The organism is Microvirga lotononidis (assembly GCF_034627025.1).
Lineage (GTDB): Bacteria > Pseudomonadota > Alphaproteobacteria > Rhizobiales > Beijerinckiaceae > Microvirga > Microvirga lotononidis.
On record NZ_CP141048.1, the window covers coordinates 1129466 to 1154003 of the forward strand.

Consider the following 24538-nt stretch of genomic DNA (forward strand, 5'->3'; position numbering starts at 1 on the left):
GATGGGCAAGGTCACAGGCTTTCTCGAATACGACCGGCAGGAGCAGAAGTATCAGCTCGCCGGTGAGCGCGTGCGCCACTTCCGCGAGTTCACGCTGCCGCTCGACGACAACGATCTGAAGAAGCAGGCGGGACGCTGCATGGATTGCGGCATTCCCTTCTGCCACGGGCCGACGGGCTGTCCGGTGCACAACCAGATTCCCGACTGGAACGATCTGGTCTGGCAGAACGACTGGGAAGAGGCCGCGCGCAACCTCCACACCACCAACAACTTCCCGGAATTCACGGGCCGCATCTGTCCGGCCCCGTGCGAGGAAGCCTGCACGCTCAACCTCGAGAACCAGCCGGTCACCATCAAGACCATCGAGCAGGCCATCGCCGACAAGGCCTGGGAGATGGGCTTCGTGAAGCCGGAGCCCGCGGGCTTCTCCACGGGTAAGCGCGTCGCCGTGATCGGCTCGGGCCCCGCCGGCATGGCGGCGGCCCAGCAGCTCGCCCGCGCCGGCCACGAGGTGCACGTGTTCGAGCGTCAGGCGAAGCCCGGCGGCCTGCTGCGCTACGGCATCCCGGACTTCAAGATGGAGAAGTACCATATCGACCGTCGCGTGAAGCAGATGGAAGCGGAAGGCGTGATCTTCCATTGCGGCGTGAATATCGGCGTCGACAAGAGCTTCGCGTCGCTCCACAACGAGTTCGACGCGGTGCTGTTCGCCGGCGGCGCGGAGGATCCGCGCAATCCGAACCTGCCCGGCCAGGACCTCAAGGGCGTCCATTACGCGATGCCCTATCTCACCCAGTCGAACCAGCGCGTGGGCGGCGAGGCGGTGACCATCGATTCGATCCTCGCGGCCGGAAAGCATGTCGTGGTCATCGGCGGCGGCGACACCGCCTCCGACTGCGTCGGCACGGCGTTCCGCCAGGGCGCCCTCTCGGTCACCCAGCTCGACATCCGTCCCAAGCCGCCGGAGCGTGAGGACAAGCTGACAGTGTGGCCCTATTGGCCGACGAAGATGCGCACCTCGTCCTCCCAGGCCGAAGGCGCGGAGCGCGAGTTCCAGGCCGCGACCCTCGGGATCGTCGGCAAGAAGGGTCAGGCCACCGGCGTGCAATGCGCCCGCGTGGACGAGAAGCGCCAGCCGATCCCGGGCACCGAGTTCATCCTCAAGGCCGACCTCGTCTTCATCGCCATCGGCTTCGCCGGATCGGTGAAGGAAGGCTTGCTGGAGGAATCGGGCGTCGCCATGGACCGGCGCGGCAACGTGGTGGCGGACGACAGGAGCTACCGGACGTCGAGCGAGAAGGTCTTCGTGGCAGGCGACATGCGCCGGGGCCAGTCGCTGGTCGTCTGGGCCATCCGCGAAGGCCGCCAGGCCGCCCGCTCCATCGACACCTTCCTGATGGGCGAGAGCACGCTTCCGGTGTAAAGCATCGGACCCAAAGCTGGATCTCTGCTTTTGGGTCCGATACTCCACTCTGTGACGGGCGCATCGCATGGCCCCGGAGGCTGCGCGATGCGCTATCGCATGTTCATTTGCAAATTTCGCACGATCCAGTCGAAGCGCTCAAAAAGCTCGACACTAAACAGAACAGACGGGGAAAAGCCGCTGCTCTTGATTTTGATTTCGACGAAACAACCGCCATGTTTCGGCAAATGATATAGTTTTATCGTTATCGTTTTTGCCCCAAACTCAGGTGTGACCTGATAAACATTGATCGGCTTCGCCAAAACAAGAGCAAGATAGAGCTTAAATGCCCCTATTGCTCCAAGTGCATTCTTGTTGAGCTGCTTTGTGACATCGGAAGGTCGATGCCCTATCGTGGAGGAGATTGAGCGGCACGCTTCGAAAAGTGCCTCCACTTGACTCAGATTGAGAAACGCCTCTGCGAAATATATGCCGCTTTCAGTGCCGTCTTGCGCTTCGAAGTGAAGCGATGCAAGGCGCTGGCCGCTGTAGGCGTTATCGCCGAAAAAGTAGCGAACGAAGGCTGTCGCTTTGGGATAGGTGGTGAGCGTGATGATCTCTCGCTCTAAGACGACAGTACTTTGCTGGGAGACAAGCTTAAGACCAAACAAGGGCCAGCCTAAGTTCACCGATCCAATCATCGGTAGCACAACTCACTGTGGCTCCTGCATTGCTTGTCGCAGGACCGACACGAGATGAAATCTTGCCAGCCCCTGCACTCACAGTACGCATAAAATATATAATATCGTTAAGTTATGAGATTGCAATAGAGTTTGGGGCAGCTCTGTCTAGGGAGATCTACAATGCCTCATCCGCGCCAGACCTGCCTTCTCCTTAACAAGGGAAGGGCCCGACCTCGATCAGCTTCGATGCTCAACCTATGGGTTCGGCCACCGGAAATCGTCCGCCCGCCCAGGCCGTGAGCCCGGGGCGATGCCCACCCGCAGGGCGCGCTGCACGGTATAGGCGTTGTCCCCGGTGAGCTTCGGCGGGGTCGAGACCAGGGTTCCGCCCGGCGTCACGTCCTGACGGGTCAGGGGAAGGACCGGGCCGACCAGCGGCTTCGACGGCAGGGAGACGGGTGCGGCGGCATCGGGCGGCGCCGGGATCGCCGCCTCGATCGAAGGTGCGGCCGCGCCGTCGGCAGGCGTGACGTCTGTCGGACTGGCAGGAGCTGCCACGGGCGTTCCACCCTTGCCCAGGATCCGCTTGATCTCCGTATCGGCGAAGAAGGCGACCTTGCGGGCGCCCGCGCGGGTGAAAAAGATGCCTTCGTTGGTGCGCAGCTTGGTGGGCTCGCCGTCCACATCGGGCCCCTCGGCCGTGTAACGGTTCTCATCGTCCACGAAACCCGGCCAGATATCGACATAGGTCCCGCCGCCGCGCTGGACGCTGTCCTTGTAGATCTCGTTGATGACGACCAGATCCTCGGACGCCTTGCTGTTCTTCATGGGAGGCAGGCCGATCCACACCAGGGGGATGCCCCGCTCCTTGAACGTGTTCACGACCGCATCGACCCGCTGGCGGTAAAGCTCCTTCCAGCGGTCCGACAGGGGCTCGACGGTGTCGTCGCCGTCCTTGATCGCCTGCCGGTCGCTCGTTCCCAGCATGACCACTGCGACGCTCGCCTTCTGGCCTCCGTCGAGGGACGACTTGATGAATTCGGGCCAATCGGCCGGGTCGGTGCGTACCAGCCCCGTCTCCCGAACCTTCGGCACCACCGCCACGTCCTGATTCTCGGCGAAATGCGCTTCGAGCCCCTGGCGGGCGTAGCCGGCCAGGGCGTCCCCGAACACCACCACATAGGTGCTCGGATCGACCTTCGGCTTTTCCTGCTTGGCGACCGCTGCCGCCGGCGGAGCGGCCTTGCGGGGGCGTGCCACGGGCGTGCGGGCCGGCGGCGGAGGCTCGTCCGGCACCCCGAAGAAGCGCCGCAAGCTGAAGCCCTGCTGCTGTTGCGGCTGGGCCGGCTGGACGAGCTTTCCGGGATAATAGCCGGGCGGATAGGCTCTGAGATCGCGCTGGCCCTGCGGCTGGTAATAACCGGCCTGGGCCAGGACAGGGCTGCTCGCGCCGACGGCGAGCAGCAGAGTCAGGGTCAGAGGGCGAAGAATCGGCGCTAACGACATCGGCGGTTCCACTTCTGTCCGGACCAGCCTTGAGTATAGAGCCTTGCGGGAGCTCCGTCAGCGGGCCGTGCGCAGTTCGCGCAAGACCGCATAATCGGCATATCCATCCGGGATCAAGCCACGGCGCAGCTGGAAGTTCCGCACCGCCTCCCGGGTCTTGGAGCCGAGCTTGCCGTCCATGTCGCCCTCGTAGAGCCCGAGGCGGGCGAGACGCTCCTGCAATTCCTGGCTATGATCCTTGCTCAGCATGGGCTGATCCTTGGGCCAGGCCCCCTGGATCGGCAGGCCGCCGAGGACGCGGTCGCCGAGATGGGCGACGCCCATGGCGTAGGCGTCGGAGGAGTTGTAGGCCTTGATCACGTCGTAGTTGCGGGTCACCAGGAAGGCCGGCCCGCTCGCGCCGCCCGGCAGGAACAGGGTGGCCTCGCCGGAACGGGGCATCCCCCTCCCGTCCACGCGCCGCACGCCGACAGCCTGCCAGCGGGCGAAATCCTGCCTGAGATGCCGGTAATCGAAGCCGCGCGGCAGCGCCACCTCGAAGCCCCAGGGCAGGCCCGGCTCCCAGCCGTGCTGGCGCAGGTAATTGGCGGTGGATGCGAGGGCGTCGGGCACGGAGGACCAGATGTCCCGGATCCCGTCCCGGTTGCCGTCGACGGCGTATTTCATGAAGCTCGAGGGCATGAACTGGGTCTGGCCCATGGCTCCGGCCCAGGATCCCAGCATCTTGGAGCGGTCGATATGCTCGCCTTCCAGGATCTCGAGCGCTGTGAGCAGCTCCTCGCGGAAGAACTCGCCCCGGTAGCCCGTATAGGCCAGGGTCGCCAGCGCCCGGACCGTATAGATCGACCCGGTGAAGCTGCCGAAATTGGTCTCCATGCCCCAGACGCCAAGCACCACGGAACGCGGGACTCCATAGGTCCGCTCGACGGCGGCCAGCGTCTTCGACCACTCGGCGGCCATGTCCTGGCCGCGCTTCAGGCGCTGGGCCGAGATGGCTCCGTTGACGTATTCCCAGATCGGACGGACGAACTCCGACTGCTTTTTCGTGAGCGCGATGATCTTGGCGTCGGGCTCGACGCCCTGGAACGCCTCCTCGAAGGTCGCGCGCGACACGCCCCGCGCCCTGGCGGCGGGCCAGAGGCCCTGCACGAAGCGCTGGAATCCGGCCTGGGAGGTTTCCTGCGCCTGCACGGGCGAAACGCCACCGCCTGCGCCGACGGCGAGGCTCAGACCGAGAAGGAGTGCGCCGGAAAGGCGGCGCACGACGGAAAGCGGCTGGCGCATGGGAGTCGCTCACGGAAACAGGACAGATCTGCCCTGCCATGCGACACTAAGCAGGTTAACAGCCGGTTGATAGCTATCCGTGTTGGGAGTGCGTCCTTATGTACCCTCGTCTGGGCGGTCCGGCCGATCCGCCTTCCGCAAAACCGTCATGGTTGGCAGCTTAACCATAAGGCTTCAGCCCTAATTCAGGTCGGGAGCTGCAATAAGGCACCGCAACGATGAAACCTCACGGACGCGGCCGCGTTGGAGGAAGCCGAAGCTTGACAGTTATCGGTTCCCTTTTCCCGGTCCTGACTTAGATTACCCTTCCCTCTTGATGCTCAATCATGGCTCAATCAATGAAGCGAATTCGCAAAGCAGTCCTTCCCGTCGCCGGTCTCGGCACCCGGTTCCTGCCTGCCACCAAGGCCGTTCCCAAGGAGATGCTCTGCGTCGTCGACCGCCCGGTCGTTCAGCATGTGGTGGATGAGGCGCGCGCCGCCGGAATCGAGCATTTCATCTTCGTCACCGGCCGTAACAAGGCGGTGATCGAGGACCATTTCGACATCGCCTACGAGCTGAACCGCACCCTTGAGGGCCGCAACAAGACCAAGGAGCTGGAACTCCTCGCTAAGGACCAGCCCCAGGCCGGCCAGACGAGCTTCACCCGCCAGCAGGAACCGCTCGGCCTCGGCCACGCGGTCTGGTGCGCCCGCGAACTCGTGGGCGACGAGCCCTTCGCCGTGATCCTGCCCGACATGCTCAGCCGCGGCTCCATGGAGCAGATGATCGCGGCCTACGACAGGCACGGCGGCAACATCATCGCCGTCGAGGAGGTGCCGGAGGACCAGACGCACCAATACGGCATCGTCTCGGTCGGCCAGGAATTCGGCCAGACCTTCGAGATCACCGGCATGGTGGAAAAGCCCCCGAAGGGCACCGCCCCGTCGAACTACATCATCTCCGGCCGCTACATCCTGCAGCCCGAGATCTTCGACCTGCTCTCCACCCAGGAGCGCGGCGCCGGCAACGAGATCCAGCTCACGGATTCCATGATCCGGCTGATGAAGAGCCAACAGTTCTTCGGCATGAAGTATCAGGGCAAGACCTACGATACGGGCTCCAAGATCGGTTTCCTCATGGCCAACGTGGCCTACGCCCTGGAGCGCGAGGAGCTTTCCGCCGATTTCCGCCGGGAACTCGAAGCCCTGCTGCGGCAGAAGTAAGCGAACCTCACGGGTTCCTCATGGCCGCCTCTCTGTGCTAGAGGGCGGCCATGACGCTTGCAAAGCCAGCCTCCCTTTCGCCCGATCCTGCCATCGCGTCGGCCCTGCGCACGCTCGAAACCGAGCGGGACGGCCTGACGATCCTGATGGATGCCATTGGCAACGGCCTTGGCCCTTATCTCACGGCCGCGGTCGAAACCCTGGCCGCCGCCAAGGGCCGGGTCATCGTCACCGGCATGGGCAAGTCCGGCCATGTGGGCCGCAAGATCACCGCCACCTTCGCCTCGACCGGCACCCCGGCCCATTACGTCCACCCGGCGGAAGCGAGCCATGGCGATCTGGGCATGATCCAGACGGACGATGTGATCATCGCCCTGTCCTGGTCGGGCGAGACCGCGGAGCTAGCCGACATCATCGGCTATTCCCGGCGCTTCCGGGTGCCGCTGATCGCCCTGACGTCGAACGCGGAATCGACCCTCGGCCGGGCCGCCGATATCTGCCTGACCCTGCCGAAGGCCAAGGAAGCCTGCCCCAACGGCTTGGCGCCGACCACCTCGACGACGATCCAGCTCGCGCTGGGCGATGCTTTAGCGGTCGCCCTTCTGGAACGGCGCGGCTTCACGGCGGAGCATTTCCGGGTCTTCCATCCGGGCGGCAAGCTCGGCGCGCGCCTCAAGCTCGTGCGCGACATCATGCACAAGGACGACCGCCTGCCCGTCGTCGGCCTCGAGGCCCGCATGGACGAGGCCATCGCCGAGATCGGCCGCAAGGGATTCGGGGCCGTGATCGTGGTGAACGGCGACGGCACGCTCGCGGGCATCGTCACCGACGGCGACCTGCGCCGCAATCTCAAGCCCGATCTCATGACCCTGCCGGTGACGGCGATCATGACCAAAACACCTCGGACCATCGCGCCCGACGCTCTCGTGGCGACCGCCTTGGAGATGGAGGAAGCCTCCCGGATCACCGCCCTGATCGTGGTCGAGAACAACCGGCCTGTCGGCCTGGTGCATTATCTCGACCTGTTGCGGGCAGGTGCGGCCTAGAGCTTCTTCCACCCACGTGGAATCCACTCTTATTTGCCCGGCCGCGCTTTTTGACGGTGAACCGGATCCAGTTGACCCAATAAGCTCTAAGCCCAACCCTCGCAATCAATCGCGATCGGGAGCTCCGAGGGGGAAGAAATGACGGTAGGGCCGCGCCTCGTCCACCGCCCGGGCGAATGAAGGCCGCGCGAGCAGCCGTTCGCGATAGGCGAGGACATTTGCATGGTCCCGGCCTATCGGATGAACCCAATCGGCATAGAACAGTGACGGAGCTGCAGCGCAGTCGGCCATGCTGAAGGCGCCATGCGCCCATTGGCGCCCGGCCATGGCACGATCGAGCCATCCATAGGCAGCATCGAGCATCTTCCTTGCGTCAGTGACGCCTGCGGGATCGCGATCCGCCTCAGGCCGGATGCGATCGAACACGATCTTCTGCATGGGGGTCATGACATAGTTATCGAAAAAGCGATCCATCATCCGCACGTCGAGGGCCGCCCGGGCATCCTCCGGAATCAGCCGGACCGATCCGGGATGATGAAGCCCAAGGTGCTCGATAATGATCGTCGCCTCCATGACGGCGCGGCCGCCGTCGACGAGGACCGGAAATCGCTTGATCGGCCACAGGGCTTCCCATTCGGCATTCGCCGGCCCGCCATCGAGCATGCGGTACTCGAAGGCGATGTCGTTCTCGTACAGGGCGATGAGAACCTTCTGGCAATAGGACGAGAAGGGATGGGCATAGAGCTGCAGGGACATGCTGGGTTGACCTTTCCGAAGCTGCTTAAGGATCGTCAACCACGAGCGTCGATCCCTCGACCCGCACCACGCGCACCTTGGCGCCGGCGAACCGATCGGCCCCGATCACCCGCCAGGAGCTGTCGTCGACCCGGATGCGTCCCTCGCCGTCCTTGATCGGTGTTTCCAAGGTGAAGACTCGTCCGATCAGGGATTGACCGCGCTGGTTGAGCGCCGTGGCCGCCGTGTCGGGCTGCGTCTTCGAGCGCGTGGCGTAGCGACCCAGGATCACCGCTCCGACGGCCAGCAGGGCGAAGAGGAGCGCCGCCGCCTGCCAGGACAGCCCGAGGAGGGCATCGAGCATTCCGGTGACGATGGCGGCGAGGCCGAGCCAGAGAAAGAACGAGCCCGGCGCGAGAAGCTCGACGCCGATCAGGACGACGCCGAGGATGATCCAGGCCCATGCGCCCAACCCGATGAACGCATTGGCGATCATGGGCGCTCGGCTCCGCCTGAAACCGTGGGAACGCTGCGCGCAGGCCTGGCGCTCGCACCACCCTCGCCGAAGACCGATTTGGTCAGCTCCGCGATGCCGCCGAGGGCCCCGGCCAGTCCGGCCGCCTCGATGGGGACGATCACCACCTTCTGGTTCGGCGCCGAAGCGAGCGCCCGGATCGCATCGATGTATTTCTCCGCCACGATGAAATTGGCCGCGTTGAGATCGCCCCGTGTGATGGCGTCGCTGACCATGCCGGTCGCCCTGGCCTCGGCCTCTGCCTGCCGCTCCCGTGCTTCCGCATCGCGGAACGCCGCTTCCTTGCGACCTTCAGCAGCCAGGATCTGCGCCTGTTTCTGGCCCTCGGCGCGCAGGATCTCAGACTGGCGCATGCCCTCCGCTTCGAGAACGGCGGCGCGCTTCTCGCGCTCGGCCTTCATCTGCCGCGCCATGGCGCCGGCGAGGTCTTGCGGCGGGATGATGTCCTTGATCTCGACGCGGGTGACCTTGGCGCCCCAGGGCGAGGCCGCGGCATCGACCACGCGCAGGAGCTTCTCGTTGATCTCGTCGCGATGCGAGAGCAGCTGGTCGAGATCCATGGAGCCGACGACGGTGCGGATATTGGTCATGGTCAGCACCAGCAGGGCCTGATGCAGATTGGACACCTCGTAGGAGGCCCGGGCCGCATCGAGCACCTGGAAGAAGGCCACCGCGTCGATGGTGACGCCCGCATTGTCCCGGGTGAAGGCTTCCTGGCTCGGAACGTCGAGCACCTGCTCCATGACGTTCACCTTTTTTCCGATCTGATCGATATAGGGCACGATCAGGCCGAGACCCGGCGTCAGCGTGCGCGAATAGCGCCCGAACCGCTCGACCGTATAGGCGTAACCTTGAGGAACCGTCCGGATGCCCATGGCGATCGTCACCACGACGACGAGCACCAGCACGATGACGAAGATATCGAAACCACTCAGCGGCATGAGCCCCCCGGGCAATCCTGTTGCAGAGGGCTCACGCTAGCGCAAAGAGGGCTAGAGTCCTAGATCCACCCCTGAAGCTCGCGCTCCACGATGTGGTTGATCACGCGCATGCCGTCGTCGCTGTCGTTGAGGCAGGGCAGATAGGCGAATTCCTCGCCTCCGTTATGCATGAAGATCTCGCGGTTCTCGCCGTTGAGCTCTTCCAGGGTCTCCAGGCAATCGGCCGAGAAGCCGGGCGCCACGATGGCCATGCGCTTCACGCCGCTCTTGGCCAGGGCCTCGACGGTCTTGTCCGTGTAGGGCTGCAGCCATTCCGCCTTGCCGAAGCGGGATTGGAAGCTCATGCGGAACTTGTCCGGGGACCAGCCGAAAGCCTCCCGCATCAACCGCCAGGTCTTCACGCATTGGCAGTGATAGGGGTCGCCTTTCAACAGGTATTCCTTCGGCACCCCATGGAAGGAGACGAGGATCACCTCCGGCTCGAAGGTGAGCTTCGCCAGCTCCTTTTTCATGGAGGCGACGACAGCGTCGATATAGACCGGGTCGTCGTGATAAGGCGGCGAGACGCGAACCGTCGGCTGCCAGCGCATGTCCATGAGGGCGCGGAAGGCCTGATCGCAGGCCGTGGCCGAGGTCGCCGCCGCATATTGCGGATAGAGCGGCACCAGGAGGATGCGGTCGCAGCCCTGGTCGAGAAGCGCCTGGATCCGCTCGCGCACCTCGGGCTTGCCGTAGCGCATGGCCCAGTCGACCGTCACCTTGTCGCCTGCGATGCTTCGGATATGGGCCGCCACCCTCTCCGCCTGATTGCGGGTGATGGTCTTGAGCGGGCCCTCGTCGCGCTCGTTGTTCCAGATCGACGCATAGTCGCGGCCCTTGGGGCCGGGGCGCTTGGTCAGGATGATCAGGTTGAGGATCGGCCACCACAGGAGGCGCGGCGTTTCGATCACGCGCCGGTCGGAGAGGAACTCCTTCAGGTAAGCCCGCATGGGCCAGTAGCTGGTGCCCTCGGGCGTCCCCAGGTTCAGAAGAAGCACCCCGATCCGTCCGGTCCGAACAGCCGGATGGTCCACCGGGCGCACGCCCTGGCGAAGATCGGTCAGACTCACGCTCTCGTTCATGAAAAGTCCCTTGGCACAGGATCCGAGACACGAATCCCGCTCTCGATGCGGCCTTAGATAGAAGTTTCAGGCAGTTCCGCCAACAGGACGCCTCACCGCATCGTCAGGATTGCCTGCAAACCGACCTTGCGCAGCGCATGGGTGCGGGCGCGTCAGACGCTCATATCCGGAAACCGGGCCTCCTTGAGCACGGCATCGATGGCGACCCGCAGCCCTGACGGCTCGAAATCCGTTTCGACCTTGGCGTTGAGCTGGGTGGCCAAGACCCGATGGAGCAGGCGCGAGCCGAAACCCTGGCGCGTCGGAGAAGATACGACAGGCCCTCCCCGCTCCTCCCAGACGAGCCGTAACCGGGTTCCGTCCTCGGCCGGCTCGGCCTGCCAGGAAATCGACACCTTGCCGCCGGGCACCGAGAGGGCGCCGTATTTGGCCGCGTTCGTGGTCAGTTCGTGGATCGCCATGCCGATGGGCACGGCCGCCTCGGAGGGCAGATCGACTTCGGGGCCGTGGAGGGCGATCCTTTCGGCCGATGCATCGTTGTAGGGCCGGAGTTCCTTTTCCAGGATCTCCCGCAGGGATGCGGTCTGCCAGACGGCTTCGGTCAGCAGGGAATGCGTGTTGGCGAGCGAGATGATGCGTCCGACGAAGGCCTGGTAGAAGTCGTCGATGCTGAGCGCGGAGCGCGCCGTCGCGCCCACCACCGCCTGGACGGTCGCCAGGGTGTTCTTCACCCGGTGATGGAGTTCGCGGATGAGCAGGGATTGCTGGGTCTGGGCCTGCTTGCGCTCCTCGATCTCGCTCTGGGCGTTCCGGTAGAGGCGGCTGTTCTCAAGCGCGATGGCCGCCTGGGCGGTCAGGCCCGCCAGCAGGCGCTCCGACCGCCGGTTGAACATGGCCGCCCGCTCGTGCCCGAAGACGAGGATCCCGTGGGTGTCTCCCGTTCGAAGAACGACGGGAACGGCCAGGATGCTGCGGATGACAGGCTGGTCCGACACGGCATCCAGGGTGAACGGCGTGCCGTCGTGCCCCTGCTCGACGGCCATGTTGTCCAGGCGAACCGTCTTGCCCTCGAGGAAGGCCGGGGCGCAGATCTCCCGGATCGCCAGGACGGCGAATGCATCGCGAAGCTCCGCGGGCTCGAACTTCCCGTAATGCTCCCGTTCGCTCTGGGATGCGCCGCAGTAGAAGACGCCGAACCGGGCTTCGGTCAGCTCGATCCCGGCATCGACGACGCTCTCGATGATGCGATCGAGGTCGAGTTCGGCCGCAAGGACGCTGCCGGTCCGGTTGAGGATCTCCAGGGCGGCGGTTTCGGTACGCAGTTCATTGGTCCGCAGCGCCACCTGCCGCTCGAGAAGTGCCGCATCGGCGGCCTGTTCGTGGAACTGCTCGGAGGCGAGCACCGTCAGCGCGAGCAAGGCCAGAAGGGCGATGAGCGCGAAAGCGCCGTAGAGCCGTGTCTGGGCGAACCACGGCGTCCAGTAGGCATCCTCCGGCATGCTGACGCCGATATAGAGCGGCATCGCATCGACCTGGCGGTAGGCTCCGACGCGCTCCTGTCCCAGGCTGACGAAGGAATAGAGGCCGGCCTGGGTAGAGGAAAGCAAGGCCTTGCTGAAGGCGGCCTTGTCGATGGGAGCGAAGGAGAGGCCGTCGGGCGGCGAGGGATGCTGCGCGATGACGGAACTGTCGGAGGCGCGTATCAGGGCGACCCGGCTGCCCTTCGGCAGGCGGATCTTCGACCAGTAATCATAGAAATAGGACAGGGAGATGGATACGGCCGCGATGCCGCCGAACTCCGCGTTCCCATCCTTCAGGCGGCGGCTGATCATGAAGGTCGGCGTCTTGGTTCCCCGCCCGATCATCGGCTCCCCGATGAACAATCCCTGATCGGCGCTCACCTGGGCGCTGAAGACGTCGTTCCCGGAATGGTTCGACGACGGCACCGGGAACCGTTCCGACGTCAGACGCAGGCGGCCGCTCGAATCGTTGAGCCAGATATCCTCGATGAAAGGCAGCGCGTCCTGGACGGCATGAAGCTGCTGCCACAGGGACCTCGAGTTTTCGATCTCGTCCCAGCTATGCCCTTGGATCAGGGCGTCGGCCTGCTTCAGGGTCAGGTCCGTGACCTCCAGGAGGCGGGCCGTGTGATCGGCCAGGAAGAAGGCCGCGTTGCGAAGGTCGTCCTCGTTGCGTTGGATCAGGCGGTTGCGCTGCTCCCAGGCGATATAGCCGAAGGTCAGGAGGATGAACACGACACCGAACAGGCCCATGAAAAGGGTCAGCCGGCCGCGCGCAAGGGAACGGCGACGCCGCTTCTGGGACAGGCTGATCGATTCCGGACGCGAGTAGAATTGCAAGGGGAGACCGCTTTTAAGTGGGAGATTCGCCGATGCACGGCCAGGATGGCACAGCAAATGCCTTTGATGGAGAGGGAATTTAAGGTTCGCCGTCCCATTGACCAGGGATGAACGAACTATCGTGCCGCAGGCCTATGAAAATGCGCCCGAACGTCACGTCCGCAATATCATTTCATGAAAACGCCGGAGTTCCTGCGAACCCCGGCGCGAACAGGGCGAAAGGCCTCCGATCGGATCAGCGCAGGACGATGCGGCCTTCGACCTTCGGCGCGACCTTTCCGGCCTTGGCCACGTAATCGATCACCTGGCTCGCCATGAGCTGGCTGGCCGCCACGTCGACGAGCGACTTGGCCTCCGTGAAGACGCGATAGCCGTCGCCGCCGCGGGCCATGAAGTCGTTCGTGGCCAGCTTGTAGGTCTTGGCCGGGTCGAGCGGCTCGCCATTGATCTTGACCGACTTCACGCGGCTGCCGACGGGCTCCTTCACGTCCACTTCCGCCACGATGCCGGAGACCTGCGGGAAGCGGCCGCCGAGTTCGCGCACCTGGCTCACGCCGTTCTCGAGCGCAGACTTGATCTGGGCGCCCGTGACTTCGAGGAGCACGGTGGTGTTGCCGAAGGGCATTTCGGCCAGGATGTTGCGGCGGGTCAGCTTCTGGCCGGCCTCGTACTGCTTGTCCGCGCGCAGGCCGCCGCCATTGGTGATGGCGACATCGGCTCCGACCGACGCCTTCAATGCATCGGCCACGAGGTTGCCCATGGCGGCCTCGCCCCCGCGCACCGTGGCGCGGCGGCTGTCGAGCGGCGTTTCCGTCACGCCGACCTCCACGTCGAGTTCCTTGGAAAGCTTGTCCTCGTACCCCTTCACCACGGCCTCGATCTCGGGATCGGGCTTGACGGTGGCGCTGTCGACGATGCGGAAATTCGGCGTCCAGGTGACGGAGGTCTTGCCGTCCTTGTTGGCCTTCGTCACGGACAGTTCCGTCACGATGATGTAATTCCCCTGCGATTCCGACTCGGTGAGGGCGACCTTGCCGTCGTAGAAGGCGAGCAGGTGCTCGTCATGGCCGCTGATGATCAGATCGACCCCCGCCGAGCGGGCGACGATCATGTCCACTTCGAGAGGCGTGTGAGCGACGGCGACGACGATGTCCGCGCCCTTCTCGCGCAGCTCCTTCGCCTTGGCACGCGCCGTGTCGATGGTGGACGAGAACTTGATGTTGCCCGGGCTCGACGCGATCGGCGTCTCCTCGGTGGTGAGGCCGAAGAAGCCGATCTTCACACCCTGCACCTCGACCATCTTGTCGGGCTTGGTGTTGGCCGGCAGGCCGTTGCCGTCGAGGATGTTGGTGGCGAGCACGTCGAACTTGGCCTCCGCCATGCGGGCGCGGAAGGCGTCGGGACCGAGATCAAATTCATGGTTGCCGGGCGTCATGGCATCGACGCCCATGCGGTTGAGGATGTCGATGATGTGAGCGCCCTTGTCGAAGCCCGACAGGAGCGAGGGCGAGAGAGTGTCGCCGGCATGGACGAAGAAGGCGTTGCCCTTGGCCTTCTCTTCCTTGATCACCGTCGCGAGCCTGGCGAAGCCGCCGCGGCCCTTTTCGGCGCTCATGCGGTCGATGTCGTTGGTCTGGACGAAGCGGATGGTCACGGCCTCCTGCGCCAGGGCCGTGCCCGACAGAAGCATGGACAATCCGAGAAACCCGGCGCGAAGCGCAGCGGAAGGCCGACTCTGAAACATGATAAAGATCCCCATAGAAGGTTGGAACCACGCCTGAAGGCATGGAACCTAGACCGGGAACGTGTCACAGAAGTAACATCCTGTCGACGGGCGTAACGCCCAGATCCGCGGCACGCCTGATGCCTTCTTCAGCGATGGCTGCAGCTCCATTGAGCCGGCGCCGCAACGGAGCCCTTACCTTACCGAAAGGCATGATCCCTTCATGACTGGACCCATCAGCCAAGCCCTTGCCGATTTTCGCGCCAAGCCCCAGGCGGCCGGCTGGCTGGAGCTTCCCTTCTTCCAGGACGGAAGTGCCGAGACGGTGGCCGCCAAGGTCGACGCTGTCATCGCCTCGGGCGCCCAGGTGCTGCCGCCCCCGGAGGCCGTGTTCACCAGCATCGCGCTGACGCCTCTCGACAGGGTCAAGGTGGTCATCCTCGGCCAGGATCCCTACCCGACGCCGGGCGATTCTCACGGCCTTGCCTTCTCCTATCGCGGCTCCCGCCGGCTTCCGGCCTCTCTGCGCACGATCCTGACCGAGATGGCCGAGGATCTGGGTGTGCCGATGCCGAAATCGGGCGACCTGTCGAAATGGGCAAAACAGGGCGTGCTGCTCATCAACACCGCGCTGACCGTGGAAGCCGGACAATCGGGAGCGCATATGAAATTCGGCTGGTCGGCCCTGGTCGATCAAGCAATTGCGGCCGTCTCCGAGCGGCAGCCGGCCGCGGTCTTCCTGCTCTGGGGGGCTCCGGCCCGCAAGCGGGCGGCGCTCGTGGACCGGACGAAGCATCTCGTGATCGAGGCCGGCCATCCTTCCCCGCTCAACCGCCTCAACGATTTCCGGGGAACCCGCCCCTTCAGCCGCGCCAATGCCTGGCTCGCCGAGAAGGGGCTGGAGCGGGTGGACTGGCGGCTGGAGCCCTGACATTCCGTAAAGGTCCTTGCCGAGAAACCTCTTCTGGGTCTAGGTCTCGCCGCAGCGAAGAACGTGGTCGCGGCCGACGCAGCAGCGACGGACTTGGAGATCAGCATGACGGAATCCCTCTTCGGACAGGTCGAGGCCTTTGCGGGCGACCCGATCCTCTCCCTCAACGACGCCTTCAAGGCCGATCCCCGTACCGAGAAGGTCAATCTCAGCATTGGCGTCTACACCGACGAGAAGGGCCGCATCCCGGTGCTGAGAGCCGTCAAGACGGCCTATGAGCGGACCGGCTTCGCCGAGCGGCCCTATCTGCCCATGGAAGGTCATGCGGGCTATCGCGAGGGTGTTCAGAAGCTCGTCTTCGGCGACGGCCACCCGGCCCGGGCCGAGAAGCGCATCGCCACGATCCAGACCCTCGGCGGCACGGGCGCGGTGGGCATCGCGGCCGACTTCCTCGCGAAGCACGCTCCCGGCCGCACGGTGCTGGTCAGCGACCCGACCTGGGAAAACCACCACGGCCTGTTCCAGCGCGCTGGCTTCACGACGACAACCTATCCCTATTGGGATCGCGCCAACCGCTCGGTCGATTTCGACGGCATGGTCAAGGCGTTTGAGGCGGCCGAGAACGGCTCCATCGTGGTGCTGCAGCCGGTCTGCCACAACCCGACCGGCGTCGATCTCGACGAGCGCCAGCAGGAGGCCGTCACCGACGTGCTCATCGCCAAGCGTCACATCGTGGTGTTCGACATGGCCTATCAGGGCTTCGGCACCAGCCTCGACGAGGATGCCGCCTTCGTGCGCCGCTATGCCCGGCGCGCGAGCTGCCTCGTGGCCAATTCCTTCTCGAAGAATTTCTCTCTCTACGGCGAGCGCTGCGGCGGTCTGAGCGTGGTCTGCCGCGACGCGGACGAAGCCGAGCGCGTGCTCGGCCAGTTGAAGCTCGCCGTGCGCCGCAGCTATTCGAGCCCGCCGATGACGGGCGGCCTTCTGGTGGCGACCGTGCTCGGCAGCGACGAGCTGCGTGCCCAATGGGCCGGCGAGGTCGAGACCATGCGCACCCGCATGGATTCGATGCGCAAGCTGCTCGCCGAGCATATCCGCGCCCTGTCGAACGAGATCGACGTGAGCTTCCTGCTCAACCAGCGCGGCATGTTCAGCTATACGGGCTTGAGCGCCCAGCAGGTCGATACCATGCGCGAGCGCGACGGCGTGTATCTCGTGGGATCGGGCCGCATGTGCGTGGCGGGGCTGAACGAGGCGAACGTGCCCAAGGTGGCGAAGAGCTTCGTCGAGGCGCAGGCGCGGGGTTAAACGAGCGTTCTATACCATGTCATCACCGGCCTCGTGCCGGTGATCTCGATTGGAAGAAGCGCAGCGCTTTACATGATCGGGATGGCCGGGACAGGCCCGGCCATGACACGGACAGGTTCAACCTTTACTCCGCCGCGGCCGCCAGCGGCTGCGGCCCGGCGCGGAACTTCGTCAGGAGATCGGCCTCCTCCGCCTTCGCGGCTTTCAGATTCCGTTCCTTGATGTGACCGAAGCCGCGGATCTTCTGCGGAACGGCGGCAAGACCCAGAGCCACGGCATGATTGCCGGCATTCAGCTTCGCGACGATTTCCTCGATCACGCCCTCGAATTCGCGGATCAGCTGGCGCTCGGTGCGGCGCTCGTCCGTATAACCGAAGACGTCGAGCGGCGTCCCGCGCAGGGATTTCAGGCCTGCAAGAACCCGGAAGGCCTTCATCATCCACGGCCCGAAGCTCATCTTCTTCGGAAGACCCGTCACCGGATCCTTCCTGGCGAGCAACGGCGGGGCGAGGTGGAATTCGTAGCGCAGGTTGTCGCCCTCGAAGGCCGACGCGACCTGCTTCTCGAAATTGCCGTTCGTGTAGAGACGCGCCACCTCGTACTCGTCCTTGTAGGCCATGAGCTTGAACAGCGAACGCGCCACGGCATCGGTGAGCGCGGTCGAGCCGGGCACGGCCTTGTCTTCCGCTGAGCGGACACGCTCGACAAGGTTGCGGTAACGGCGGCCGTAGCGCCTGCTCTGGTAGCCGGAAAGGAACGTCACACGCCGCTCGATCACTTCGTCCAAGGTCTCGGACAGCTTGCGCGATTCCGTCGGCGCCTTCAGCTCGCTCATCATGGCGGCGATCAGCTCGGGCTCGGCCGCCGCGCGGCGGCCCCAGCTGAAGGCGGCAAGGTTCATCTTCACCGCCTCGCCGTTGAGCTCGATCGCCTTCTCGATGGCAGCCCCCGAGAGCGGAACGCGGCCAGCCTGATAGGCATAGCCCAGCATGAACATGTTCGCCGCGATGGCATTGCCGAGAAGCGCCGTCGCAATCGCCGTCGCGTCGACGAAGGACACGCCGTCCGCTCCCGCCGTCGACCGGATCGCGCGCTTGAGGCGCTCGGTCGGAAGCGAGAAGTCGGCATTGCGGGTGAACTCGCCCGGCATGACCTCCGCCGTGTTCACCACGAGCGCGGTCTGCCCCTCCTTCACGGAGGCCAGCACCTTCTTGGTGCCCGTGACCACGAGATCGCAGCCGAGCACGAGATGAGCCGATTCGGCGCTCACGCGGATGGCGTGGATGTCGTCCTGGTTGTTGGCGAGCCGCACATGGCTGTAGACCGCGCCGCCCTTCTGGGCGAGGCCCGCCATGTCGATCATGCCCAGGCCCTTGCCTTCGAGATGGGCCGCCATGCCGAGGATCGCCCCGATGGTCACGACGCCCGTGCCGCCGACGCCCGTGACGATCACGTTGAACGTGCGGTCGATCGGCGGGATCGCCGGATCGGGCAGCGGCTTGAACGCTTTGCCATCCGTCGACACCGTCTCGGGAGCGGCCTTCCTGACCTTGGCGCCATGCACCGTCACGAAGGACGGGCAGAAGCCCTGGACGCAGGAGAAATCCTTGTTGCAGTTCGACTGGTCGATCTGGCGCTTGCGGCCGAATTCGGTCTCGACCGGCTGCACGGCGACGCAGTTCGACTGAACCGAGCAATCGCCGCAGGCCTCGCAGACGAGATCGTTGATGATCACGCGCTTGTCAGGATCAGGGAACTCGCCGCGCTTGCGGCGGCGGCGTTTCTCGGACGCGCAGGTCTGATCGTAGATCATCACCGTCACGCCGGGCGCTTCCGCCAATTGCCGCTGGACCGCGTCGAGCTCGCTGCGGTGATGGATCGTCATTCCGGTCGGCCAGCGGATCTCCTTCGGGTATTTGTGCGGCTCGTCGGTGACGAGCGCGATGCGCTCCACGCCTTCCTCGCGCACCTGACGGGCAATCATGTCGACGGTGAGCCCGCCCTCGTGCTTCTGCCCGCCCGTCATGGCGACCGCGTCGTTGAAGAGGATCTTGTAGGTGACGTTGGTCTTGGTGTGGATCGCCCAGCGCAGGGCCAGAACGCCGGAATGGTTGTAGGTGCCGTCCCCGAGGTTTTGGAACACGTGGCCGCGCTTGGAGAACGGCGCCTCGCCGATCCAGTTCGCGCCTTCGCCGCCCATCTGGGTGAAGCCCTCGGTGGAGCGGTCCATCCACTGCACCATGTAGTGGCAGCCGATGCCCGCATAGGCTCGCATGCCGTCGGGCACCTTCGTGGAGGAATTGTGCGGGCAGCCTGAGCAGAAATGCGGCACGCGGGTGGCCACGTCGCCGGTCGTCGTCAGCACCTCCTGCGCATGGCGAAGACGCGCCACGCGACCGCGCAGATCGTCGTTGTTGTGATAGGCGAGCAGCCGCTCGCCGATGACGACGGCGATGTCGTTGGGATCGAGCGCGCCCTTCACGGGGAAGAGCCAGCGGCCTTCCTCATCCTTCTTGCCGATGCAGAGGGGCTGGTTGGCGGTGCCGTAAAGCTCCTCGCGCAGCTGCACCTCGATGAGGGAGCGCTTCTCCTCGACCACGATGACCTTGTCGAGCCCGCGCGCGAAATCCACGAGTTCGGTTTGCGAGAGCGGCCAGGGACAGGCGACCTTGTAGAGGCGAAGGCCCATGTCGTTCGCCTTCACCTCGTCGAGGCCGAGTTCGTCGAGGGCCTGGCGCACGTCGAGATATGACTTGCCGACCGTGATGATGCCGATCTTCGGGTTGCGGCCGCCGGACAGGACGATGCGGTTGAGGTTGTTGGCGCGCACGAAGGCCAGCATGGCGTCGCGCTTGAAATCCTGAAGCCGCGCCTCCTGGTCGAGCACGCCGTCGCGGTTGCGGATGTTGAGGCCGCCCGGCGGCAGGGTGAAATCATCCGGGATGACGATCTTCACCCGGTCGAGCGAAGCATCGACGGAGGCGGTCGATTCGATGTTGTCCTTCACGCATTTGAACGCGACCCAGGTGCCGCAGAAACGGCTCATGGCATAGCCGTAGAGGCCGTAATCGAGAATTTCCTGAACGCCCGCCGGGTTCAGGATCGGGATCATCACGTCGACGAAATGGAACTCGGACTGGTGTGCGACGGTGGAGGACTCCGCCGTGTGGTCGTCGCCCATCAGGGCGAGCACGCCGCCATGCGTCGAAGATCCCGCCATATTGGCATGGCGGAACACGTCGCCGGAGCGGTCGACACCGGGGCCCTTGCCGTACCAGAGGCCGAAGACGCCGTCATACTTGCCGTCGCCCCGGATCTCCGCCTGTTGCGAGCCCCAGACGGCCGTGGCCGCGAGCTCCTCGTTGAGGCCGGGCTGGAAGACGATGTTGGAGGCGTCCAGCCACTTCCGGGCGCGCCAGAGATTCTGGTCGAGACCGCCGATGGGCGAGCCGCGATAGCCGGAGACGAACCCAGCCGTGCTGAGGCCCGCCAGCCTGTCCCGCTCGCGCTGCATGAGCAGCATGCGTACGACCGCCTGCGTGCCGGTAATGAAAACGTGATCCTTGGAAAGATCGTATTTGTCGTCGAGCGTTACGCTGCGGAGCGCACCATGACCGTCGGCCATTACCCGTTATCCTCCTGGAGCGTCTTGCTCCGCTGCCGGTGTTCCGGTCTTCTTTTGTGAATATGTCAGTAATGCTGACATATCTTCCAAAGGCCGTCAATCGAGCGCCTTCGTTTCGCCTCTGTTAACCATGAAACCCTCATACCGCTTCCAGGATCCCGGCCTTAAGCCGGACGTCATTGTTCCAGGGTCGACGCATGACACGCCATCTCGGACTGATATCGGCCCTGGCGGCCTTGAGCCTGAGCTTGGCTTCCCCAGCTCTGGCGCACCCCCATGTGTGGGTAACGGCCAAGGCGGAGGTCGTATTCGCCCCCGACGGCAAGGTGACGGGCGTGCGCCACCACTGGACCTTCGACGAGGCCTATACGGCCTACGTCACGCAGGGGCTCGACAAGGACAGCGACGGCAAGCTGACGCCGGAGGAGCTCCAGGAACTCGCGGACGAGAATGCCGCCTCCCTGAACGAATTCGACTATTTCACCGTGCTCAAGGCCCGCGGCAAGCCGCAGAGTTTCGACCCGCCGCGCGAGGCCCGGATGAGCATGGAGAAGAACCAGGTCGCCATGTCGTTCTTCCTGCCGCTCAAGGCCCCCGCGCTCCCCTCGGGAGCCGTGTCGATCGAGATCGAGGACCCGACCTTCTTCGTCTATTTCAGCCTCTCCGAGGGTCAGGCCGCCATCTCGCTCGCCAATGCGCCTCAAGGCTGCGTGACGAGTATCGCCAAGGCCAGGCCGCTCGATGCCAGCATGCAGCAGATCCTGCAGAACGAGGGGGCCATCCAGCCTCAGGATATCGGCATCGAATATTCCAACAGGGCCATCATCGCATGTCCCTGACGTCAGACACTCCTATGCTTCCAAGCGCCGCTCGCGCGCCGCTCGGGCGACGGCTCGGCCTGATGCTCGCGGCCGTCGCAATCATCGCCTTAGGCATGGGGCTGATCGGACTGTGGCTCGGACCTGTCGGCAAGCCGCCGCCGCGCAACCCCTTCGGCATGGGCCTGCGGGAGGCGACGCCGTCGGGCAGCATCGGAGCCTGGATCCTGTCCGTGCAATCCGGCTTCTACGGAAGCCTCCAGGCGGGGGTGCGCGCCATGAAGGAGAACGGCTCCGCCCTCTCCTCCCTCCTGCTCGTCGGCTTCGCCTACGGGGTCTTCCATGCGGCCGGACCAGGACATGGCAAGGGGGTGATCTCGGCCTATCTCGTGGCCGACGACAAGGCCCTGCGGAAGGGTTTCACCCTGAGCCTCGCGGCCGCCCTCGTGCAGGCGCTGGTCGCCATCGGCATCGTGTCGATCGTGAACCTCGCGCTGCGGGCAACGGCCTCCACCATGAACAAGCTTGCCATGAATATCGAGGTGGCGAGCTTCGTCGCCGTGGCCCTGCTCGGCGCCGTCATCACCTGGCGCAAGGCCGGCAAGGTGCTGGGCGTCATGGCGCTCGCCCGCAATCCCTATGCCGCCGTGCAGGAGGATTGCGACCACGTCCACATGCCGCCTCCGCAGGAACTCGGCCGCCTGACCCGCTGGCGCGACATGGCCGGGGTAGCGATCGCCGCCGGCATCCGTCCCTGCGCGGGCGCCCTCATCGTCCTGGTCTTCGCCCTGTCGCAGGGGCTCTTCGCGGCCGGCGTCGCGGCGACCTTCGCCATGGCGCTCGGCACGGCGCTGACCACCGGAGCCATCGCGGCGCTCGCGGTCTTCTTCAAGGCCATGGCCCTGCGGGTCGCCGGAGGGCGGGGAGCCTCGGGGGCCGTGGCCATCGCGGGCCTCGAGCTCCTGGCCGCCGCCTTCGTGCTGGTCCTGGGCGCGAGCCTTCTCTATGGGCTGTGGGCGGGGTAGGGATCGGCTATCGCCTTGCTTCGAACGCCATCCTCACCGCGAGGCCGCCCAGCACGGTGCCCATAAGCCAGCGCTGCGTCACCATCCAGCGGGGGCGGGTCGCCAGGAACACGGCAATCGATCCGGCCATAACGGTGATGACGGAATTCACGCTGACGCTGATGACGATCTGGGTAAAGCCGAGAACAACGGATTGCATCAGCACGCTGCCCTGTTCGGGACTGATGAACTGAGGCAGGAGCGACAGGTACATCACGGCGATCTTCGGATTGAGCAGGTTCGTCAGAAGCCCCATCATGAACAGCCTGCGCGGGCTGTCCTTGGGAAGACCCTTGACCTGAAAGGGCGAGCGTCCGCCGGGCCTGACCGCCTGCCATGCCAGGTAAAGAAGGTAGGCTGCGCCGCCGAAGCGCAGCGCATCATACGCATAGGGCACGGCCAGCACGAGCGCCGTGATGCCGAAGGCCGCACACAGCATGTAGACCACGAAGCCGACAGCTACGCCCGCGAGGGAGATGAAGCCGGCCGCGCGTCCCTGGGAGATGGATCGGGACACGAGGTAGATCATGTTCGGTCCAGGCGTCAGCACCATTCCGAGCGCAACCAGGGCAAAGGCGACGAGGCTTGTGGATTCTGGCATGGATAAGCTCCTTCACTGACCCTGTATCGAATGTCCGACCTAAAGTCCCAGGGATCCGCCATCGGAGCGTGGATCGTGCACCGCTTCGACGCGCCCGTTGCGCGGGTGCTTCACCAGCATGCCCGCATGGCCGAAGCGTCCGGAATAGGCCTCGTCCATCTCCTCGATGCGATGACCGAGCCGCGAGAGGCCGCGGATCAGGCCGGGGTCGAAATGGCTCTCCACCTTCAGCACCGCCTCGCGCTCGCGAGGCCGTGCATCGAGCAGCCAGCGCGGCGCCTCCACGGCGTCTGCCAGTCCCATGCCGGCCTCTGCGTAGCGCGAAAAGATCTGGCCGAGGAACTGAGGTTGGGTCTCGCCACCCATCGCCCCGAAGGACAGCACCCGCCCATCGTCGAACACGGCCATGGCCGGATTGAGGGAATGGAGCGGCCGGTGGCCGGGCTCCAGCCGGTTGCTGCTCGCAGGATCGAGCGAGAAGGCCGTGCCGCGATTGTGCCAGAGGATCCCCGTGGCCGGGAGCAGGCAGCCGGAGCCATAAGCCCAGAACACGGACTGGATATAGGACACGGCGAGCCCGTCGCGGTCGATGGCCCCCATCCAGATCGTGTCCCCGTCGATGGGGCGTGGCAGCGGAAAGGAGGCGGCCCGCTTCATGTCGATGAGGGCAGCCTCCCTTTCCAGCGCCTGGGGCGTCAGGAAGGAGGCCGGGTCGTGAGCGAGGTTGCGTGGGTCGGCGACCACCCGATCCCGGAGGGAGAAGGCGCGCTTCGCGGCCTCGATGAGGGCGTGATGATGCTCCGGCGTCTCGGCCCGGAGACCCTTGAGGCGCGCAACCATTCCGAGGATCAGCAGGGTGGCCAGTCCCTGGCTCGGCGGCGGCAGATTGTAGACGGTGGAGTTCTGCAGCCGGACCGACAGGGGCTCCACGACGCGGGCGCGATAGGTCTCCAGGTCGCGGCGTGCGATGGGGCTGCCGATCCGTTCCAGATCGAGGGCGATCTCCCGCCCCACATCGCCGCGGTAGAAATCGGCCAGGCCCGCATGGGCGAGCTGCTCCAGGGTGTCGGCGAGGCGCGGCGTCCGCCTCTGCGTCCGCTCCGGTGCTCTCCTGCCGTCGACCAGGAAGGCCTCGGCAAAACCGGGAACCTCATAGAGAGCGGCTTCCTCGCTGGTCACGAACCGCTCTTCGGAGCGGGAGACCGGGTATCCGTCGCGGGCATGGCGAATGGCGTCTCCGAGCAGCAGATCGAGCGGCAGCTGCCCGCCGAGCGCTTTGGAAAGCTCCAGGGCCAGCCCCCATCCGCTGACCGCACCCGCCACGGTCAGCGCCGAATCCGCTCCGCGCGGCGGGACGGCGTCATAGCCCTTCTCCCGGTAGCGCCTGATCGTGGCGAGCGAACCGGCGGGCCCGGAGGCGTCGAGGGCATGGATGCGGCCCTTGGGCTCGCGCACGAGCCAGAACCCGTCGCCGCCGATGCCATTCATGTGCGGATAGACCACCGCAATGGTCGCCGCCATGGCCACCATGGCCTCAATGGCATTGCCGCCGGCGGCAAGGACGGTCTGGCCGGTCTCGGCGGCGAGCCTATGGGGAGCCGCGACGGCGGCGGTCGAGAAGACGGGAGTTTCAGCCATGGTCTCTTGAAT

The 24538-nt window shown here is 65.1% G+C and carries 19 protein-coding genes; 7 read left to right on the plus strand and 12 right to left on the minus strand.

The window, feature by feature from the left end; all coding sequences use genetic code 11:
- The first annotated feature begins 1 nt into the window (after position 1).
- The gene (locus tag U0023_RS05335; RefSeq protein WP_009763370.1) at positions 2-1423 is read left to right on the plus strand and encodes a glutamate synthase subunit beta; all 1422 of its coding nucleotides are present in this window, start codon (positions 2-4) and stop codon (positions 1421-1423) included.
- 92 nt (positions 1424-1515) lie between these two features.
- Here the strand turns inward: U0023_RS05335 and U0023_RS05340 are convergent, their stop codons facing one another.
- The 3 genes from U0023_RS05340 to U0023_RS05350 form a co-directional block, all read right to left on the minus strand.
- Positions 1516-2112 (minus strand): hypothetical protein, encoded by a 597-nt coding sequence (locus U0023_RS05340; protein ID WP_154661132.1) that lies wholly within the window; start codon positions 2110-2112, stop codon positions 1516-1518.
- A gap of 228 nt (positions 2113-2340) precedes the next feature.
- Positions 2341-3591, minus strand: a complete 1251-nt coding sequence (locus U0023_RS05345) for an SGNH/GDSL hydrolase family protein (protein WP_009763368.1) — start codon at positions 3589-3591, stop codon at positions 2341-2343.
- Positions 3592-3648: 57 nt separating this feature from the next.
- Positions 3649-4875 carry a lytic murein transglycosylase gene (locus U0023_RS05350; RefSeq protein WP_009763367.1) on the minus strand — a complete coding sequence of 409 codons (1227 nt, stop codon included), beginning with the start codon at positions 4873-4875 and terminating at the stop codon, positions 3649-3651.
- A 338-nt stretch (positions 4876-5213) separates the two neighbouring features.
- Here U0023_RS05350 and galU point away from each other — a divergent pair, with 338 nt between their 5' ends.
- Positions 5214-6080, plus strand: coding sequence for a UTP--glucose-1-phosphate uridylyltransferase GalU (gene galU / locus U0023_RS05355; RefSeq protein WP_009763366.1), 867 nt, complete (start codon positions 5214-5216; stop codon positions 6078-6080).
- A gap of 50 nt (positions 6081-6130) precedes the next feature.
- Positions 6131-7126 (plus strand): KpsF/GutQ family sugar-phosphate isomerase, encoded by a 996-nt coding sequence (locus U0023_RS05360; protein ID WP_009763365.1) that lies wholly within the window; start codon positions 6131-6133, stop codon positions 7124-7126.
- Positions 7127-7231: 105 nt separating this feature from the next.
- Here the strand turns inward: U0023_RS05360 and U0023_RS05365 are convergent, their stop codons facing one another.
- From U0023_RS05365 to U0023_RS05390, 6 genes are all read right to left on the minus strand, one after another.
- Entirely contained in the window at positions 7232-7882 is a 651-nt protein-coding gene (locus tag U0023_RS05365; RefSeq protein ID WP_009763364.1) for a glutathione S-transferase family protein, read from the minus strand.
- 25 nt (positions 7883-7907) lie between these two features.
- A complete protein-coding gene (locus tag U0023_RS05370; protein ID WP_009763363.1) occupies positions 7908-8357 on the minus strand; it encodes an NfeD family protein in 450 nt (149 codons plus the stop codon).
- Positions 8354-9337: an SPFH domain-containing protein gene (locus tag U0023_RS05375; protein WP_009763362.1), complete on the minus strand. Its 984-nt coding sequence runs from the start codon at positions 9335-9337 to the stop codon at positions 8354-8356. Before U0023_RS05375 ends, U0023_RS05370 begins: the two co-directional genes overlap by 4 nt.
- A gap of 59 nt (positions 9338-9396) precedes the next feature.
- A complete protein-coding gene (gene hemH / locus U0023_RS05380; protein WP_009763361.1) occupies positions 9397-10458 on the minus strand; it encodes a ferrochelatase in 1062 nt (353 codons plus the stop codon).
- 152 nt (positions 10459-10610) lie between these two features.
- Positions 10611-12818 (minus strand): sensor histidine kinase, encoded by a 2208-nt coding sequence (locus tag U0023_RS05385; RefSeq protein ID WP_052600587.1) that lies wholly within the window; start codon positions 12816-12818, stop codon positions 10611-10613.
- A gap of 235 nt (positions 12819-13053) precedes the next feature.
- Positions 13054-14562 (minus strand): bifunctional metallophosphatase/5'-nucleotidase, encoded by a 1509-nt coding sequence (locus U0023_RS05390; protein ID WP_040638683.1) that lies wholly within the window; start codon positions 14560-14562, stop codon positions 13054-13056.
- A 202-nt stretch (positions 14563-14764) separates the two neighbouring features.
- On the opposite strand from U0023_RS05390, the gene ung reads away from it, so the two are divergent.
- Positions 14765-15472 (plus strand): uracil-DNA glycosylase, encoded by a 708-nt coding sequence (gene ung / locus U0023_RS05395; RefSeq protein WP_009763358.1) that lies wholly within the window; start codon positions 14765-14767, stop codon positions 15470-15472.
- A 105-nt stretch (positions 15473-15577) separates the two neighbouring features.
- The gene (locus tag U0023_RS05400; protein ID WP_009763357.1) at positions 15578-16780 is read left to right on the plus strand and encodes an amino acid aminotransferase; all 1203 of its coding nucleotides are present in this window, start codon (positions 15578-15580) and stop codon (positions 16778-16780) included.
- Positions 16781-16904: 124 nt separating this feature from the next.
- Here U0023_RS05400 and U0023_RS05405 read toward each other — a convergent pair whose 3' ends face one another.
- A complete protein-coding gene (locus U0023_RS05405; protein ID WP_009763356.1) occupies positions 16905-20405 on the minus strand; it encodes an indolepyruvate ferredoxin oxidoreductase family protein in 3501 nt (1166 codons plus the stop codon).
- A gap of 197 nt (positions 20406-20602) precedes the next feature.
- On the opposite strand from U0023_RS05405, the gene U0023_RS05410 reads away from it, so the two are divergent.
- Both U0023_RS05410 and U0023_RS05415 read left to right on the plus strand, forming a co-directional pair.
- A complete protein-coding gene (locus U0023_RS05410) occupies positions 20603-21244 on the plus strand; it encodes a DUF1007 family protein (protein ID WP_009763355.1) in 642 nt (213 codons plus the stop codon).
- The gene (locus tag U0023_RS05415; protein WP_009763354.1) at positions 21235-22248 is read left to right on the plus strand and encodes a nickel/cobalt transporter; all 1014 of its coding nucleotides are present in this window, start codon (positions 21235-21237) and stop codon (positions 22246-22248) included. Before U0023_RS05410 ends, U0023_RS05415 begins: the two co-directional genes overlap by 10 nt.
- A gap of 7 nt (positions 22249-22255) precedes the next feature.
- Here the strand turns inward: U0023_RS05415 and U0023_RS05420 are convergent, their stop codons facing one another.
- Together U0023_RS05420 and U0023_RS05425 are read right to left on the minus strand one after the other, a co-directional pair.
- Positions 22256-22888: a LysE family translocator gene (locus U0023_RS05420; RefSeq protein ID WP_009763353.1), complete on the minus strand. Its 633-nt coding sequence runs from the start codon at positions 22886-22888 to the stop codon at positions 22256-22258.
- A gap of 39 nt (positions 22889-22927) precedes the next feature.
- Positions 22928-24526, minus strand: coding sequence for a gamma-glutamyltransferase family protein (locus U0023_RS05425; RefSeq protein WP_009763352.1), 1599 nt, complete (start codon positions 24524-24526; stop codon positions 22928-22930).
- Positions 24527-24538 lie beyond the last annotated feature (12 nt).

Coding starts and splice junctions, on each gene's coding strand:
- ung (WP_009763358.1), top strand. CDS start 14,765: ATGACTGGACCCATCAGCCAAGCCCTTGCCGATTTTCGCGCCAAGCCC.
- U0023_RS05345 (WP_009763368.1), bottom strand. CDS start 3,591: ATGTCGTTAGCGCCGATTCTTCGCCCTCTGACCCTGACTCTGCTGCTC.
- U0023_RS05365 (WP_009763364.1), bottom strand. CDS start 7,882: ATGTCCCTGCAGCTCTATGCCCATCCCTTCTCGTCCTATTGCCAGAAG.
- U0023_RS05335 (WP_009763370.1), top strand. CDS start 2: ATGGGCAAGGTCACAGGCTTTCTCGAATACGACCGGCAGGAGCAGAAG.
- galU (WP_009763366.1), top strand. CDS start 5,214: ATGAAGCGAATTCGCAAAGCAGTCCTTCCCGTCGCCGGTCTCGGCACC.
- U0023_RS05375 (WP_009763362.1), bottom strand. CDS start 9,337: ATGCCGCTGAGTGGTTTCGATATCTTCGTCATCGTGCTGGTGCTCGTC.
- U0023_RS05420 (WP_009763353.1), bottom strand. CDS start 22,888: ATGCCAGAATCCACAAGCCTCGTCGCCTTTGCCCTGGTTGCGCTCGGA.
- U0023_RS05410 (WP_009763355.1), top strand. CDS start 20,603: ATGACACGCCATCTCGGACTGATATCGGCCCTGGCGGCCTTGAGCCTG.
- U0023_RS05400 (WP_009763357.1), top strand. CDS start 15,578: ATGACGGAATCCCTCTTCGGACAGGTCGAGGCCTTTGCGGGCGACCCG.
- U0023_RS05370 (WP_009763363.1), bottom strand. CDS start 8,357: ATGATCGCCAATGCGTTCATCGGGTTGGGCGCATGGGCCTGGATCATC.
- hemH (WP_009763361.1), bottom strand. CDS start 10,458: ATGAACGAGAGCGTGAGTCTGACCGATCTTCGCCAGGGCGTGCGCCCG.
- U0023_RS05415 (WP_009763354.1), top strand. CDS start 21,235: ATGTCCCTGACGTCAGACACTCCTATGCTTCCAAGCGCCGCTCGCGCG.
- U0023_RS05360 (WP_009763365.1), top strand. CDS start 6,131: ATGACGCTTGCAAAGCCAGCCTCCCTTTCGCCCGATCCTGCCATCGCG.
- U0023_RS05390 (WP_040638683.1), bottom strand. CDS start 14,562: ATGTTTCAGAGTCGGCCTTCCGCTGCGCTTCGCGCCGGGTTTCTCGGA.
- U0023_RS05350 (WP_009763367.1), bottom strand. CDS start 4,875: ATGCGCCAGCCGCTTTCCGTCGTGCGCCGCCTTTCCGGCGCACTCCTT.
- U0023_RS05405 (WP_009763356.1), bottom strand. CDS start 20,405: ATGGCCGACGGTCATGGTGCGCTCCGCAGCGTAACGCTCGACGACAAA.
- U0023_RS05425 (WP_009763352.1), bottom strand. CDS start 24,526: ATGGCTGAAACTCCCGTCTTCTCGACCGCCGCCGTCGCGGCTCCCCAT.